Origin of the sequence: Streptomyces sp. CGMCC 4.7035, from assembly GCF_031583065.1 — a bacterium.
GTDB classification, from domain to species: Bacteria; Actinomycetota; Actinomycetes; order Streptomycetales; family Streptomycetaceae; genus Streptomyces; species Streptomyces yaanensis.
Genome location: NZ_CP134053.1, coordinates 2,575,745 through 2,591,854, shown reverse-complemented (window position 1 = coordinate 2,591,854; position 16,110 = coordinate 2,575,745). Strand labels below are relative to the sequence as shown.

At 72.9% G+C, this 16,110-nt stretch carries 12 protein-coding genes; 4 read left to right on the top strand and 8 right to left on the bottom strand.

Annotation, left to right across the window (positions count from 1 at the left end):
* Window positions 1-13 precede the first annotated feature (13 nt).
* Window positions 14-820: a Tat pathway signal sequence domain protein gene (locus Q2K21_RS10830; RefSeq protein WP_310769369.1), complete on the bottom strand. Its 807-nt coding sequence runs from the start codon at window positions 818-820 to the stop codon at window positions 14-16.
* Between the two features lie 230 nt (window positions 821-1,050).
* Here Q2K21_RS10830 and glgX point away from each other — a divergent pair, with 230 nt between their 5' ends.
* Together glgX and treY are read left to right on the top strand one after the other, a co-directional pair.
* Window positions 1,051-3,159, top strand: a complete 2,109-nt coding sequence (gene glgX / locus Q2K21_RS10825; RefSeq protein WP_310769367.1) for a glycogen debranching protein GlgX — start codon at window positions 1,051-1,053, stop codon at window positions 3,157-3,159.
* A gap of 63 nt (window positions 3,160-3,222) precedes the next feature.
* On the top strand, window positions 3,223-5,571 hold the full coding sequence (gene treY, locus Q2K21_RS10820; RefSeq protein WP_310769365.1) for a malto-oligosyltrehalose synthase: 2,349 nt from the start codon (window positions 3,223-3,225) through the stop codon (window positions 5,569-5,571).
* 172 nt (window positions 5,572-5,743) lie between these two features.
* Here treY and Q2K21_RS10815 read toward each other — a convergent pair whose 3' ends face one another.
* Window positions 5,744-6,664, bottom strand: coding sequence for a LysR family transcriptional regulator (locus tag Q2K21_RS10815; protein ID WP_310769363.1), 921 nt, complete (start codon window positions 6,662-6,664; stop codon window positions 5,744-5,746).
* Window positions 6,665-6,751: 87 nt separating this feature from the next.
* Here Q2K21_RS10815 and lpdA point away from each other — a divergent pair, with 87 nt between their 5' ends.
* On the top strand, window positions 6,752-8,203 hold the full coding sequence (lpdA, locus tag Q2K21_RS10810; RefSeq protein WP_310769361.1) for a dihydrolipoyl dehydrogenase: 1,452 nt from the start codon (window positions 6,752-6,754) through the stop codon (window positions 8,201-8,203).
* Window positions 8,204-8,338: 135 nt separating this feature from the next.
* On the opposite strand, the gene Q2K21_RS10805 is transcribed toward lpdA, so the two are convergent.
* The 3 genes from Q2K21_RS10805 to Q2K21_RS10795 all read right to left on the bottom strand — a co-directional run bounded on the left by Q2K21_RS10805 (window position 8,339) and on the right by Q2K21_RS10795 (window position 10,985).
* On the bottom strand, window positions 8,339-8,782 hold the full coding sequence (locus Q2K21_RS10805; RefSeq protein ID WP_310769359.1) for an SSI family serine proteinase inhibitor: 444 nt from the start codon (window positions 8,780-8,782) through the stop codon (window positions 8,339-8,341).
* Window positions 8,779-10,104, bottom strand: coding sequence for a M14 family zinc carboxypeptidase (locus tag Q2K21_RS10800; protein WP_310769357.1), 1,326 nt, complete (start codon window positions 10,102-10,104; stop codon window positions 8,779-8,781). The genes Q2K21_RS10805 and Q2K21_RS10800 overlap by 4 nt, the downstream gene beginning before the upstream one ends.
* A gap of 329 nt (window positions 10,105-10,433) precedes the next feature.
* On the bottom strand, window positions 10,434-10,985 hold the full coding sequence (locus tag Q2K21_RS10795; RefSeq protein WP_310769355.1) for a DUF1707 and FHA domain-containing protein: 552 nt from the start codon (window positions 10,983-10,985) through the stop codon (window positions 10,434-10,436).
* Window positions 10,986-11,156: 171 nt separating this feature from the next.
* Between Q2K21_RS10795 and treZ the strand changes: the two genes are divergently transcribed.
* Window positions 11,157-12,902 (top strand): malto-oligosyltrehalose trehalohydrolase, encoded by a 1,746-nt coding sequence (treZ, locus tag Q2K21_RS10790; RefSeq protein WP_310769353.1) that lies wholly within the window; start codon window positions 11,157-11,159, stop codon window positions 12,900-12,902.
* 167 nt (window positions 12,903-13,069) lie between these two features.
* Here the strand turns inward: treZ and Q2K21_RS10785 are convergent, their stop codons facing one another.
* The 3 genes from Q2K21_RS10785 to Q2K21_RS10775 all read right to left on the bottom strand — a co-directional run bounded on the left by Q2K21_RS10785 (window position 13,070) and on the right by Q2K21_RS10775 (window position 16,004).
* A complete protein-coding gene (locus Q2K21_RS10785; RefSeq protein WP_310769351.1) occupies window positions 13,070-13,993 on the bottom strand; it encodes a phosphotransferase family protein in 924 nt (307 codons plus the stop codon).
* A gap of 109 nt (window positions 13,994-14,102) precedes the next feature.
* Window positions 14,103-15,248, bottom strand: a complete 1,146-nt coding sequence (locus Q2K21_RS10780) for an aminopeptidase P family protein (protein ID WP_310769349.1) — start codon at window positions 15,246-15,248, stop codon at window positions 14,103-14,105.
* 147 nt (window positions 15,249-15,395) lie between these two features.
* Window positions 15,396-16,004: a PDZ domain-containing protein gene (locus tag Q2K21_RS10775; RefSeq protein WP_310769347.1), complete on the bottom strand. Its 609-nt coding sequence runs from the start codon at window positions 16,002-16,004 to the stop codon at window positions 15,396-15,398.
* Window positions 16,005-16,110 lie beyond the last annotated feature (106 nt).

The following is a 16,110-nucleotide window of genomic DNA, read 5'->3' as shown; positions in this document are numbered from 1 at the left end:
GGCGGCCACCGGCTCAGCCGAGCTTGCCGACCTTGCGTGCACTCAGGTCGATCACGAAGGAACGGCTGTCGATCCAGGATCCGTTCGGGATCTTCGGGAAGAGCCGGACACAGCGGTGCTCACCGCACTTGTCGAGGAGCGCCGACTGGGCGCCCGGAGTCGCCCGGTAACCGATGCCGGTGAGCACCAGTTGGTCGGGCGAGGTGAGCTCCTTGCCGGTGGCGTCCTTGTAGTCGGCCTTCAGGCCCGCCCCGAGCGGGTCCGCGATCAGCAGCCTGGCCGCCTCGGCGTTCTCGTCCGGGCTGAGCGGCGGCTGCACGCCGTGCTGGCTGCCGGTCTGTTCGACCTTCCCGGTGTCCAGGTTGACCGTCTTGGTGACGAGTGTGTCGTCCTTGTAGTTGTAGAACGTCACGTCCGCGCGACGCGGCGCGTTCGGGTCGTCCAGTTCGTTCGCGTCCGGATCGGCCAGGTCGACGGAGAGGCGCTGCGGGCCCTTGTCGCCCTCGACGTTCTCGCCGGCGGCGAACTGCTGCCGGCTCAGCGCGATGCGTTCGACCCGCTTGATCTCGTCATCGGTCAGCGGGTCGCCCCCCTTGCCCTTCGCGCCCTCGGCGGGGGCCTGCTCCACGGTGCCGGGCCCCACCGCCCCCTGTTCCTGCCGGGCCGCCTGCTGGGCGGAGAGCCCGCCGCCCTTGCCGCCGGACTCCTGGGCCGACACCGAGCCCGGCAGGGTGATCCCGACCATCACGGCGGTCCCGGTCACCGCAACGGCCGCACCGGCCACCACCTTGCCCAGATGGCGGCGCACTATCTCGCGCACATTTCCCCCTACTCCCCCTTTGTTCCCGGGAGTGGCTTGAGCACCATTGATTCGGCATGCCGCGGATGCGCCGATGGATACGCCGTTGGGTGCGCCGATGGTGTCGCATGCCGCGAATGCACTGGTCGGCCGATAAGAGGGACGTAAGTCATAGGAGGTTCCATCACTTTGGGGGAGACTCGGTTCCAAGGCGCCCCCCGGGGGCCGGCACACCTGGGAGAGTCGTGTCCATGCAGGTCTGGCCTGGAGAGGCGTATCCGCTCGGCGCCACGTACGACGGCGCCGGGACCAATTTCGCGGTCTTCTCGGAGGCCGCCGACCGGATCGAGCTGTGTCTGCTGCACGACGACGGCTCGGAGACCGCAGTGGAGCTGCGGGAGACCGACGCGTTCGTACGGCACGCGTATCTGCCGGGGGTGATGCCGGGACAGCGGTACGGATTCCGGGTGCACGGCCCGTATGCCCCGGAGCGCGGGCTGCGCTGCAACTCGGCGAAGCTGCTGCTGGACCCGTACGCGCGTGCCATCAGCGGCAGCGTGAAGTGGGGCGAGGAGGTGTACGGCTACCCCTTCGGGGCGCCCGACAAGCGCAACGACCTGGACTCCGCGCCGCACACCATGACCTCCGTGGTGATCAACCCCTACTTCGACTGGGGCGACGACCGCAGGCCCCGCACCGAGTACCACCGCACGGTGATCTACGAGGCCCATGTGAAGGGCCTCACGATGCGCCATCCGGCGCTGCCCGACGAACTGCGCGGCACCTATGCGGCCCTTGCCCACCCGGCCATCATCGAACACCTGGCCGAACTTGGCGTCACCACCCTGGAGCTGATGCCCGTACATCAGTTCGTCAATGACCACCGTCTGGTGGACATGGGCCTGAGCAACTACTGGGGCTACAACACGATCGGCTTCTTCGCCCCGCACAACGCGTACGCCTCCTGGGGCGACCGCGGCCAGCAAGTGCTGGAGTTCAAGTCGGCCGTACGGGCGCTGCACGAGGCCGGCATCGAGGTCATCCTGGACGTCGTCTACAACCACACCGCCGAGGGCAACCACCTGGGCCCGACGCTCTCCTTCCGGGGCCTCGACAACGCCTCGTACTACCGGCTGGCGGACGACCCGCGGTACTACATGGACACCACGGGGACCGGCAACTCCCTGCTGATGCGTTCCCCGCACGTCCTACAGCTGATCATGGACTCACTGCGCTACTGGGTCACCGAGATGCACGTGGACGGCTTCCGCTTCGACCTGGCGGCGACGCTGGCGCGGCAGTTCCACGAGGTGGACCGGCTGTCGTCGTTCTTCGACCTGGTCCAGCAGGACCCGGTGGTCTCCCAGGTGAAGTTGATCGCCGAGCCGTGGGACGTGGGCGAGGGCGGCTACCAGGTGGGCAACTTCCCGCCGCTGTGGACCGAATGGAACGGCAAGTACCGCGACACCGTACGGGACCTGTGGCGCGGCGAACCGCGCACGCTCGCGGAGTTCGCGTCCCGCCTGACCGGGTCGTCCGACCTGTACCAGGACGACGGCAGGCGCCCTCTGGCCTCCATCAATTTCGTGACCTGCCACGACGGCTTCACCCTGCACGACCTCGTCTCGTACAACACCAAGCACAACGAGGCCAACGGCGAGGACAACCGCGACGGGGAGAGCCACAACCGGTCCTGGAACTGCGGGGTCGAGGGCGAGAGCGACGACCCGGCGGTGCTGGAGCTGCGGGCCCGGCAGATGCGGAACTTCATCGCCACGCTGATGCTCTCCCAGGGTGTGCCGATGCTCAGCCACGGTGACGAGTTCGCGCGCACGCAGCGGGGCAACAACAACGCCTACTGCCAGGACGGCGAGCTGTCCTGGGTCGAGTGGCCCGAGGACGGCAGCGACCTGCTGGAGTTCACCCGCGCCATGGTGTGGCTGCGCCGCGACCACCAGGTCTTCCGCCGGCGCCGCTTCTTCCACGGCCGCCCGGTGCAGGGCACGCACGACGAGCTGTCGGACATCGCCTGGTTCACCCCGCAGGGCGAGGAGATGACGCAGCGGGACTGGACGTCGGCGCAGGCGGGCGCGCTGACCGTGTTCCTCAACGGCAACGCGATCTCCGAGCCGGGCCCGCGCGGCGAGCGCATCACCGACGACTCGTTCCTGCTGATGTTCAATGCCTCGCCGAAGTCCCTGGAATTCGTGGTGCCGGTCGACCACGGGCGCCAGTGGCGGGTGGTCGTCGACACGGCTCTCCCGGAGGGAGTGACGCCCGGCACCGGCGCGAAGATCGAGGCCGGAGACCGGCTGACGCTGGTGGACCGGAGCCTGACGGTGCTGCAACGGCCCGCCTAGGCGGTCACGGTGCGACGGCGCGTCGATGACACGAAAGGCGGCGGGGCGGGTACGTAGATCTGCATGACATCTGAGCGTCCGGACCATGCGGTGCCCACGGCCACGTACCGGCTACAGCTGCAACCCGAGTTCCCGTTCGGCGCGGCGGAGGCGGCCCTGCCGTACCTGGCCGCGCTCGGCGTCTCGCACCTGCATCTGTCGCCCGTCCTGGAGGCGGTCCCGGGCTCGGCACACGGCTACGACGTCGTCGACCACGCGCGCGTGCGAGAAGAACTGGGCGGCGAGGCGGGGCTGCGCTCCCTGGCGCGCACCGCGCGGGAGCACGGACTCGGCCTGGTCGTGGACGTCGTGCCCAACCATATGGCCGCCTCCCCGCGCCACAACCGTGCCCTGTGGGAGGTGCTGCGCGAGGGCCCGGAGTCACCGTACGCACGCTGGTTCGACCTCGACTGGGACGCGCAGGGCGGGCAGCTGCTGCTGCCGGTGCTGGGGCGCCGGCTCGGCGAGGAGATCGGGCATCTCAAGGTCGACGGGGACGTGCTGCGCTACCACGACCACGTGTTCCCGCTGCGCGAGGGCACCGAGACGCTGCCGCTGCCGCGGCTGATCGACGCCCAGTGGTACCGCCCGGTGTGGTGGCGGCTGGCCCGTACCGAGCTGAACTACCGACGGTTCTTCAGCATCTCCGAGCTCATCGGGGTGCGCGTCGAGGACCCGGAGGTGTTCGCGGCGACACACGCCACGCTGCTGCGGCTGGTCGACGAGGGCGTGGTGGACGGGCTGCGCGTCGACCACCCGGACGGCCTGGCCGACCCGGACGCGTATCTGCGACGCCTGCACGAGGCCACCGGCGGCCGTTGGACGGTCGTGGAGAAGATCCTCACGCCCGGCGAGCACCTCCCCACCGCCTGGCCGGTCGCGGGAACCACCGGCTACGACGCGCTGCGGCACGTGGACGGGCTCTTCACGGACCCGGCGGGCGCCGGGGAGCTGCTCGGCCAGTACCGGCGCTTCGCGGCCCCGCAGGACGACCGCGGCGGCGACTGGGCCCCGACCGTGCGGCGCGCCGCCTACGAGGTGGTCACGCACGAACTGGCCACCGAGGTCGAGCGCCTCACCCGCGAGGCGAGCCGCCTGTGCGCCGCGTCCGCCGACCCGGCCCTGCGCGACCACGCTCCCTGGGCGCTGCGCACCGCGCTGCGGGAACTCCTCGTCCGTCTGGAGGTGTACCGCCCGTACGCCTCCGGGGACGCCGCAGCGGTGGTCACCGAGGAGGCCGCCGCCGAGGCCCGTGCCGTGTTCACGGTGCCCGAGGAGGCGCACGCGGTGGACATGGTGCGGGACCTGGTGCTGGGGCGGGCCGGGGAGGGGCCGGGGCACGACGGGTTCGTGGCCCGGTTCGCGCAGACCGCGTCGGCGCTGCACGCCAAGTCCGTGGAGGACACGGCCTTCTACCGCTACGTGCCGCTGCTGTCGGCGAACGAGGTGGGCGGCGAGCCCGGCGCCCCGGCCGTCTCCCCCGAGGACTTCCACGCCCACTGCGCGCGCGTGCAGCGCGAATGGCCCGCCACCGCGACCGTGCTGTCGACGCACGACACGAAGCGCAGCGCGGACGTGCGGGCGGCCCTCTCGGTGCTCACGCAGTGCCCGGAGCGCTGGGCCGACGTGCTGGCCGAGGTGACCCGCTCGGGCGGCGCGCCCGACCCGCACCTGGTCTGGGCGGCCTGGCAGACGTTCTTCGGGCTGGGGCGGGCGGCCGAGGAGCGACTCCAGGGGGCGCTGCTCAAGCACGTCCGGGAGGCGGGGCTGCACACCACGTGGACCGAGCAGGACGCCGCCTACGAGGAGGCGGTGGCGGCGTTCGTCGCGGGCGCGCCGTGCGGGGCGCCGGGGCGGCTCATGGCGGGCTTCCGGAGCGCGCTCGCGCCACACATCCGTACGAACGTCCTGGGGGCCGCCCTGGTCCATCTGACGATGCCGGGCGTGCCGGACCTCTACCAGGGCACGGAGGGCGAGTACCGGGCGCTGGTCGACCCGGACAACCGACGGCCGTTCGCGCCGCAGGAGGCGGCTTCGGAGAAGGCGGACCTCACCGGGGCCGCGCTGCGGCTGCGCCGGCGGCGCCCGGAGGTCTTCGGCGAGTCGGCGACGTACGAGCCGCTCACGGCCGAGGGTCCGGGCGCCGCGCACTGTGTGGCCTTCGTGCGCTCCGGGGAGGTGCTCACGGCTGTCACCCGGTTGTCGCTGCGGCTGGCGGAGGAGGGCGGGTGGGGCGACACGTCCCTCACGCTGCCGACGGGCCGGTGGGCCGATGTGCTCGCGCCGGGGCGGGAGTTCGAGGGGCACGCGCGCGTGGCGGACCTTTTCGCACGGCTGCCGGTGGCGTTGCTGGAGCGGGTCGGTGGGCGGTGACCGGGGTGGCGCGCAGCGACTTGTGCGGAGGTTGCCAGGTACCCGGCGGTGAGGTGGGCCGGGGGTGGGTATCGCTTCCCGGCGCTTGCCGGGTGCCTCCCCCAAGCTCTTCGAGCAGGGGGTACCCCCATCGCCCCAGCGGCACGACTGCCCGCAGTGACTGGGTCGCGGCTCAGGCGGCGCTGGTGCCCGTCGTGGGCACGGCTGGTGTCGGCAGTCCTCCGTAGCGGCGCAGGAGGTCCACGAACACCTCGGCGGCGCCGGTCGGCGGCACGCGTGAGAAGACGGTCAGGGCGCGCTTCCAGGGCGGGTCGGCGGAGAGCACGACGCAGTCCTCGCCGACCGCGCCGCGCACGACATGCGAGGGCGCGGTGGTGACGCCCACGCCGGCCGCCGCCATGCGCACGGCTGTGGAGGTGTGTTCGGTGACCACGGCGGTACGGGGCCGAAAGCCCGCCTTCGCGCAGGCCCAGTCGAGGAAGCGCTCGCCGTGCACGACGGGCTCCATGGCGCAGCGGACCCAGGGGCGGTCCGCCAACTCGGGCAGCGTCACCGTCGTACGGCCCGCGAAGCGGTCGTCGAAGGGCACCACGAGGACGATCTCCTCCTCGCCGACGGGGACGACGCTGCCGGACCACTCCTTCGGCGCGGGCCCGACGGCGAGGTCCGCGGTGCCCCGCTCGACCTGCTCCTGAAGGGCCTCGGAGGTCGCGTACTCGCGCAGGTGCAGCCGGACCCCGGGGTGGGTGGCGTGCCAGCGGGCGAAGACGTCCGGGAGGACGCCCACGGCGACCGAGTGGACGGCCGCGACGTGCAGTTCGCCGCCTTCGGCCCCGGCGGCCGCGCGGGCCGCGCGCCTGGCCTGCGCGGCGCTGCGGACGGCGAGTTCGGCGTGCGGGAGGTAGGCGCGCCCCATGGCCGTGAGGCGCACACCACGCGGCATGCGTTCCAGGAGCGCGCCGCCGACCGTCTTCTCCAGGGCCTTGATCTGGTGCGAGAGCGCGGGCTGCGTGACGTGCAGGACCTCCGCCGCGCGAGTGAACGACGCCTCCTCCACGACCGTCAGGAAGTACTCCATCTGTCGCAGACTCATTCCGGCCCACCCCCATAAGCGTTCTGCATGGATTCCACAAGAACATTGCCTTGGACTCATGACAAGGGGCGGACGGAGGGTGGGGGCATGGACGCCACGAGCACACCCGATGTCATCGTCATCGGCGGCGGAACGGGTGGATACAGCACCGCCCTGCGCGCCGCCGCCCTCGGACTGACCGTCGTACTGGTGGAGCGCGACAAGGTCGGCGGGACCTGTCTGCACCGCGGTTGCATCCCGAGCAAGGCGATGCTGCACGCCGCCGAGCTGGTCGACGGCATCGCCGAGGCACGCGAACGCTGGGGTGTGAAGGCCACCTTGGACGCCATCGACTGGGCCGCGCTGGTCGCCACGCGCGACGACATCGTGGCGCGCAACCACCGGGGGGTGGAGGCGCATCTGGCTCACGTGGGCGTACGGGTCGTGCGGGGCAGCGCCCGGCTGACGAGTGCGCGGAGCGTGCGCGTCGAGGGCGCGAGCGGCGCGCACGGGAGCGGTGTGACGGCCCACGATGCGAACGCCTTCACCGCGCGCCGCGGGATCGTACTGGCCACCGGCTCACGGCCGCGTACGCTGCCGGGACTCGCCCCCGACGGGCGACGCGTGGTGACCAGCGACGACGCGCTGTTCGCGCCGGGGCTGCCGGCGTCCGTGCTGGTGCTCGGCGGGGGCGCGATCGGGGTCGAGTACGCCTCCCTGCACCGCTCCATGGGCGCGGAGGTCACCCTTGTGGAGGCGGCCGACCGGATCGTGCCGCTGGAGGACGCCGATGTCAGCCGCCATCTGACGCGCGGTCTGAAGAAGCGTGGCATCGACGTGCGGACGGGTGCGCGCCTTCTCGACGCCGAGGTGTTGGACGACGGGGTACGCGCGCGCGTGCGCACCGCCCGCGGCGAGACCCGTACGGTCGACGCGGAGCGGCTGCTCGTGGCCGTCGGACGGGCGCCCGTCACCGATGGGCTCGACCTGGCCGCGGCGGGCCTGGCGGCGGACGAACGGGGGTTCGTGGCGCCCGCCGACTGGACCCGGCTGGAGACGGCCGTGCCCGGCGTGCACGTCGTGGGCGACCTGCTGCCTCCACCGTCCCTCGGCCTTGCCCACGCGTCCTTCGCCGAAGGCCTGCTGGTGGCCGAGACGCTGGCCGGGGTGCCCTCGATGCCCGTCGACTACGCGGCCGTGCCCCGGGTCACGTACTCGTCTCCGCAGACCGCGTCCGTGGGACTGGGCGAGGCAGAGGCACGCGCGCGTGGGCATGAGGTGGACGTCAACACCATGCCGCTGACCGCCGTCGCCAAAGGCATGGTGCACGGGCAGGGCGGCATGGTGAAGATCGTCGCCGAGAGGGGTGGCGGACAGGTGCTCGGCGTGCACCTGGTGGGCCCCCACGTCTCCGAGATGATCGCCGAGGGCCAGCTGATCGTCGGCTGGGACGCGCAGCCGTCCGACGTGGCCCGGCACATCCATGCGCACCCCACGCTGTCAGAGGCGGTCGGGGAGGCGTTCCTCACGCTCGCGGGGCGCGGGTTGCATCAGCAGTGAGCGCCCCCGAGGGCCATCGGGGCCCGGCCCCTGTGCACCACCACGCCGTCCGGGCCCCCGGCACGCGCGCGTGGGAACGGACGACGCCTCACGCGCGCGTGGGAACGGACGACGCCTCACGCGCGCGTGGGTGGGTCAGTTCCGCATGCCCGCCACCGGCCGGTTCGGCCCCTGGTCCGGCAGCGCGAACACCGCCCCGGTCCTCGCCGCCAGGTCGCACATGTTCACGAAGGTGTGGCTGTAGTCGACCTGACGGCCGCTCCACTCGCCGCGCGCGGACACGGTCACCGGGGCGTAGATCATCGGGCAGAACGTGTCCCGGGGCGGCATACGGCCGATGTCCCCCTCCACCGCGGCGAGTTCCGCGCAGGCCCGGACGGCCTGGAGATGCCCCTGGGGCGGGTTGCACATCAGGAGCGTTCCGTGGATGTCCCTGGAACGGTCGTCGCCCTTGGTGACGGTCAGATAGAGCCAGTTGCCCGGGACCGCCGGCCCGGGTGCGGCCTGGGCCGGGGTCGCGGTGAGCAAGGCGGCCGCGGCGAGCAGGACGCCGCGCAGGGCCAGGGTCGTCTTCGTCATTCCGTATGCATCGGCACAGCGGTACCCGAACCCCAGCCGGACTCACCCGAATGGGAGCGCACGCGCGCGGGCCGTCCGGCGAGTTCGAACGCGGCGAGCACCACGCGCGCCTGGTACTCGGCCTGGCGTGCGACGGGGATCCAGCGCGCCCCGTAGCCGTCGTGGTAGTCGGCGCACCACTCGTCGATGAGCCCGTCGAGCTCCGGCAGCACACCGGACGCCTCGCGCCCGGCGGCCCTGGCGAGCTGGTGCAGCAGCCCGGCGGTGCGCAGCGCGACCCGGCGGCCGGAGATACCGAGGGCGGTGAGGTGGGCGGTGTCGAGGGGCGGCAGCGGCCGCTCCCCGGCGTCGTAGATGTCGGGGTCCCATGAGTCGGCGAGTCCGGGGCCGACCAGTAAATAGTCGTCGACCGGGGCGAGCAGCCGGGCGGCGTCCGGCACGGCGGCCAGGTGGGGGTGGATACGGGCCAGGAGGCCCTCCAGACGGTGTGTGTCGCGTCGCAGTGTGCGGCTGACGGTCCGCAGCAGCGCGTCGGCGTCGGGGTGCGGCGAGCCGTCCTCCACGGCCGTCACGCCCCACATGGGCGCCTCCACGACCGCCGTGACGGTGCCGTAGCGGTGCGGGTGGAACCAGGTCGACTCGACCGCGGCCTCCGTGATCGCCGCGGCGAGATCACCGCGGCGGGGCGGCGGGATGCGGTAGACGGCGGGGCCGAGGGGCGGCCAGTACAGGGTGTCGTACGGGCCGAGTTCGCGTGGGATGCCGAGCCGGGCCGCGGCCTGGGCGAGCCGCTGGGCGATTCCCGGCAGGTCGCGGGTCAGCTCGACGAAGCCGCCGCCGACGTCCACGCCGTGCAGGGAGCACTGGAAGAACGGCCGCAGTTCGTCCTGGAGGTCGAGCAGCGCGCGCGTCTCGGGCAGGGCGGCGCGCTCCGCGCCGTCGGGCAGCCATTCGGGCTGCTCCAGGAAGCCGGGGCGGAAGAAGTTCCGGAAGTACTGGCCGAGTGTGTAGGGGCCCGACAGCCAGCCCTCGTTGCGGCGCGCGCCGTCGGGGTCGAGGCACAGCAGCAGGTTCCAGGTGGCGTCGGCCTGCTCGCCGAGCCGCGGATCGGCCAGCGCCCGCTCGGCCAGCCGCAGGACGGTGGCGCCGCCGACGGGCTCGTTGGCGTGGGGTCCGGCGACGACGAGGGCGTGGCGGCTGCCGTGGCCGACGGAGAGCAGCCACAGGGGCGTGCCGCCTCGGGACGTGCCCACGCGGCGCAGCCGGGCGTCGCGCGGACGGCGGGCGACGAGCGCGGCCGCACGGGCGCCCAGCTCGTCCACGGTCGGATAGCGGAGGAGTGGCGGCAGGGCACACCTCCACTATGTGGTGCCGTCGGTTCACCTGTTGTACATGGTGTACGCACAGTCAGTCACGGCTCGCGGGGTACGTCAACACCATGGGAGTCAAGGGAGGGTGAGCAGGAGGCAGGACGGGTTGGTGGCGGCGGACCGTACTCCGGCGCGGCACGCCGCACGCGCGGGGCTCGCTCCGGCGCGACACGCCGAAGGCGCCGGCACCGGTGTGTCGTGCCTGCTGAAGCCGTATGCGGCGCGGAGAGCGTGGAGTGCGGCCGGCGTCGGGGCCGGGCGCCCCTTCCCGAACGGGCCGGCTACCCCGTCGCCAGCCGGAACGTCATCGTCCCGAAGCCCACCTGGTCCCCGTCGCGGACGATCGCGGCGCCGATCACGCGGCGGCCGTTGACCGTGGTCCCGTTGGTCGAACCGAGGTCGCGCAGCACCCACAGACCGCCCTGGTGCCTCAGCTCGGCGTGCACGCGGGAGACGGTCTCGTGGCTGAGCCTGAGGCCGCTCGCGGGGTCACGGCCGATCCGCAGGGGGTACCCGTTGTCCGGGCTCGGCAGCAGCAGCTTGGGCAGCCGCTCGGCCTGCCAGGCCCTGCGCAGCCGCACGGTGAACCCGGAGACCGCCTCGACGGTCTCGAACACGATCCGGGACCACCGCTTCTCGGCGGGCAGGTCCGCGGTGAGCGCGGCCAGCTCGTGGGGCTGACGGGCGACCAGCGCCAGTTCCATCCGGCGGATGAACGTGTCGTGCGACAGACGTCCCAGGGCGACACCGTCGCTGAGCGCCTTCAGCGCCCGGTCGCGTTCGGCGTCCGAGAGCCGCGCGGGGTACGTGTGGAACTCGAAGGACGACGTCACGCAGGTGATTGTCGGTCAGTCGGGCCGGAGTGTCCAGAAAACGCAAAAACGACCGCAGACTCCGTCGGGGTCGTTCCGCGTGTCAAGGGGGTCGAATACAAAGCGAATTGATCTGGTATGACGCACCATGGACCCGCTACATCACGATGAGCAGACGAGGGGGAACCGTCCGTGCAGTTCGAGGTGTGGGCACCGCAGGCCACCCGTGTGACGCTCCACTGCGACGAAGCCACGCGCGCGTTGGAGCGCGATCCGGAGCGCGCGGGATGGTGGACCGGTGACGCGGAGGCCGGGGACGGCACGCGGTACGGGTTCGCGCTGGACGACGGCCCGGTACTGCCCGACCCGTGCTCGCGCCGCCAGCCGGACGGTCCGGACGGGCTGAGCGCGGTGGTCGACCACGGTCGGTACGCGTGGCGTGCCGCGTGGTCGGGCCGGGGGTTGCCGGGCGCGGTGCTGTACGAGCTGCACGTGGGGACGTTCACGCGGGAGGGCACGCTGGACGCGGCCGCCGAACGGCTCGGCCATCTCGCCGAACTGGGCGTCACGCATGTGGAGTTGATGCCGCTGTGCCCGTTCCCCGGGCGGCACGGCTGGGGGTACGAGGGTGTCAGTCTGTGGGCTGTGCACGAGCCGTACGGCGGGCCGGAGGCGCTGAAACGGTTCGTGGACCGGGCGCACGAGCTGGGCCTCGGCGTCGTGCTGGACGTGGTCCACAACCATCTCGGCCCCTCCGGGAACCATCTCCCCGCCTTCGGGCCGTACTTCACCGAGACCCATCACACCCCCTGGGGCGCCGCGGTGAACCTGGACGCGCCGGGCTCGGACGAGGTGCGCGCCTATCTGATCGGCAGCGCGCTGGCCTGGCTGCGCGACTACCGGCTCGACGGGCTGCGCCTGGACGCGGTGCACGCGCTGCGCGACACGCGCGCGACCCACTTCCTGGAGGAACTGTCGGCGGCGGTCGACGCGCTGGGCGCCGACGTGGGCAGGCCGCTCTTCCTGATCGCCGAGTCGGATCTTGGTGACCCTCGGGTCATCACCCCGCGCGCGGAGCACGGACTGGGGGTGCACGCCCAGTGGAACGACGACTTCCATCACGCGCTGCACACCGCGCTGACCGGCGAATCGCAGGGCTACTACGAGGACTTCGCGCGCGCTCCTTTCGCGGCCCTCACGAAGACGTTGACGGGCGGCTTCTTCCACGACGGCACCTACTCGACCTTCCGGGGCCGCCGGCACGGCCGTCCGCTGGACCGCACGCGCGTCTCCGCGCACCGCCTGCTCGGCTACGCCCAGACCCACGACCAGGTGGGCAACCGCGCCCAGGGCGACCGGCTCTCGGCGTCCCTCTCCCCCGGCCTCCTGGCGTGCGCGGCGGCGGTGGTGCTCACCGCCCCGTTCACGCCGATGCTGTTCATGGGCGAGGAGTGGGCGGCGGGCACGCCCTGGCAGTTCTTCACCGATCACACCGATCCCGAACTCGCCGAGGCGGTACGGCGGGGCAGGCGCCGGGAGTTCGCGGCGCACGGCTGGGCGGAGGAGGACGTGCCCGACCCGCAGGACCCGGCGACCCGTGAACGCTCCTGCCTCGACTGGTCCGAGCCGGTGAGGGATCCGCACGCGCGCGTGCTGGCCTGGTACCGGAAGTTGATCGCCTTGCGCCGCGACGAACCGGACCTCTCCGACCCCGACCTGGAGGACGTGAAGGTCGCCCATGACGAGGACGCCGGCTGGCTGGCCTTCCGGCGCGGGGACGTACGGGTCGCCGTGAACCTCGCCAAGGAGACGGCCCGCATCCCCCTCGGCATCCGCCACGCGCGCGTACTGGCCGCGTGGGAGCCGGTGGGGCCGCCGGACGAGGAAGGGGTGCTGAGCCTGCCGGGCGAGTCGTGCGTGGTGCTGACGCAGGCGTGACCCGGGCACCGGGACCGACGCCCGGGACACTGCTCGACGGTCCCTCCCGCGCGTCAGCCCCTACGCGAACGCCCGCGCACCCGCCTTGTGGACAGCCCGCAGCCGGCCCGGGGTGAACGTCGGGTCTCCGAAGGCCGAGCCGACACCGCCCCTGCCCGGCCGGGCCCCTACGGGGACTCTTCGCCCGGCAGTTCCGTGACCCGTTCCAACAAGATCGCCTCCCAGGCCCGGCGCAGCCTGGCCCGCAGGAGTGGCAGTGGGGTGTCGTCGCGGCCCTCCAGGCCGGAGGCGAGGCGGACGAGCGTGTCGCAGCGGGCGAGCCACAGTCCGCGCAGGCAGGGGCGGGCGCCGTACCCGGCGAGGGTGGCGGCGCGGACGGCGGCGGGCGCGCCGACGGCGACGGCGAGTGCGGCGATGTCCTCGGCCGGGTCACCGATGAGGGCGTCGGTCCAGCCGAGGATGCCACGCACCCGCCCGTCGCCGCTGACCACGAGATGTTCGCCCCAGAGGTTGTGGTGCACGAGGACGGCCGCGCCGGGCTGCGCGGCGAGCTGGACGGCGGCGGGCGCGGTGAGCTGGGCCAGCCGGGCGGGGTCGAACTCGTCGTCCTCGGCGAGGCGTCCGGCGGCGCGCGCGGCTGCCGTCCGCAGCGTCTCCAGGGAACGCGGCGGAACGCGCGGGACGCCGAACGTCTCGGCCTGGCGCAGGGGAACCTCGCGCAGCCCGGTGAGCAGCGCCGCCAGGTCCGCTTCGCCGAGCGCCGAGACGTCCTGTTCCTCGCCGGTGACGCCGGACAGCCGGGTGTCGAGGGTGTAGCCGAGGCCGGCGGCCCACTCTCCGTACGCGACGCTCGTCGGGACCGCGATGCCGACGTGCGGCCGCACCAGGTCGCGCAGCCGCAGTTCGCGGCGCTGGCGCGCGGAGGCGTCACGGTCGGTGGCCAGCCGCAGTACATGGCGCGCGCCGACCCACCAGGTGGAATGTCCGTGGCCCTCGGCGACGGGCGCCACGGCCGGTCCGTCGCCGTCGTGGAGCAGGGAACGGGCCAGTCGGCTAACGGTCTCCGCCGTCGGTGTCGGTTCCTGGGTCATGATCGCGCCGTTGTCGTCTCGGGGTCGTGCTGGGATCTCCTGGTTCCGGGGCGGCCGGCCGTCCCTGCCTCGCGGTCGCGCTTCGCTGTCGCGGTCGGCCACCGCCCTCTCAGTCGACTATGGCCATCTCGCGGGATGTGTTGTTGAGACGGCGTCCGCCGTCCTCGGTCACCGTCACGATGTCCTCGATGCGGACGCCGAAACGGCCGGGCAGATAGACGCCGGGCTCCACGGAGAAGCACATGCCGGGAACGAGGGGTTGTTCCTCGCCCTCGATCATGTACGGCGGCTCGTGGGTGGTCACGCCGATGCCGTGTCCGGTGCGGTGGATGAAGTACTCGCCGTACCCGGCGTCGGCGATGACCGCGCGGGCCGCGCGGTCCACGTCCTGGCAGGCCGCACCCGGCCTGACCGCCCGGAAGCCCGCCTCCTGAGCCGCGCGCACCAGGTCGTGCACCGTGCGCTCCTCGTCGGTCGGTTCGCCGACGTGGACGGTGCGGGAGGTGTCGGAGCCGTAGCCGTGCTTGAGGCCGCCGAAGTCGAGGACGACCATGTCGCCGCGCTCGATGACGCGGTCGCCGGCCTCGTGGTGCGGGTTGGCGCCGTTGGGGCCCGAGGCGACGATGGTGAAATCGACCTGCGTGTGACCGGACCGCCGCAGCAGATCGGCGAGGTCCGCGGCGACCTCCCGCTCCCGGCGTCCGGCGAAGCGAACCTTCCGGATCTCCTCGTAGGTCGCGTCCGCGGCCGCGCCCGCGGACGCCAACCGGTCGAGTTCCGCGGCGTCCTTGACGGCCCGCAGCATCGGCAGGGCGCGGGTGAGGGCGACGTGGTCGATCTGCGGGAGCCGTTCGCGCAGGCCGAGCAGGTGCAGGGCCCAGGCGTTGTCGCTGATGCCGTAGCGGCCGCTGCGGGCGAGCAGGGAGCCGGCCGTCTCGTACGGGTCCTTGCCGTCGGTCCAGTCGCGCAGCGTCAGCGCGGACGCGCCGGCTGCCTCCGCCGCGTCGGGTGCCTCCAGGGTGGGCACGACGAGGACGGGCTCGTGTCCGGGCCGCAGCACCAGCAGCGTGAGACGCTCGGTCTCCACCGGCCGGTATCCGGTCAGCCACACCAGGTCGGGACCGGGCGCGATCAGCAGCCCGTCGAGCCCTGCCGTGACGGCGGCCTCCGTGGCACGTCGCATCCGGGCCGCGTAGTCCTCGGCGGTGAAGGGCGCGGGACCGCTCCTGTCGGGCGCTGCGGGCGTGCCGGTCATCCTTGCCTCCGCGGTTCCGGATCTTCCAGGGGCTACGGGCAGCATCCTGCCCGTCCGCCGGGGCGGACGCGAGCCCATTGCGGCGATCACGGACGGTGGATCGAGCGGCACGGCGCCCTGCTGCCGCATGGCAGACGACCGTACGGCTCAGACACCGGCCCCAGGCGTGACCGTCACGCGCCGACGGGCGCCGTTCGCATGGCGCACGCTGAGCCTGACCGCGACACCGGGGCGCGCCGCGGCGACCGCTTTCGCGAGATCGACGGCCGAACCGAGTCGCGTCCCGTCCAGAGCGAGCAGCACGTCTCCACGCACCAGGCCCGCCGCGTGGCCCGGCCCCGGGACGTGTACGCCCACCACCAGTGCGCCTCCGGCCTTGGCGTCCACGACCTCGACGCCCAGCGTCACCCGCTGGGGCGCCCTGGCGGGGTTCGACCTGCCGTCGGCGGGCGCGTTGGTGGAGAGCGGGGACCCCTGCACACCGGAGGGTGCGCGCGAGTGGCGCGAGGCTGAGGCTGCGGACGGTCCGTGCGCCAGCGCGCCCGCGTGCCGCCTCAGATCCGCCAGCCTGCCCATGCCGGTCACCGTGGCGCCCACCGGGCCGATTCCGACGCCGGACAGCATCAGGACGGTCCCGGCGATGAGGGCGAAGAGCAGGGTCGGCAGGCCGCTGCCCCGGTGCGGGGCGGCGTGCGGGCGCCGTTCGGGGCGGGGCTCCTGGCCGGGCCCCGGAGGACGCAACGCGGGCTGTTCCATGGTTCGCCTCTCGATCGCTCCGCCTGAGCCCTACCCTTCGGGCCGGCGCGCAACAATCCACGAACGAGTGAGACTGGAACGCCGCATACGTGGTCACACCAACGAG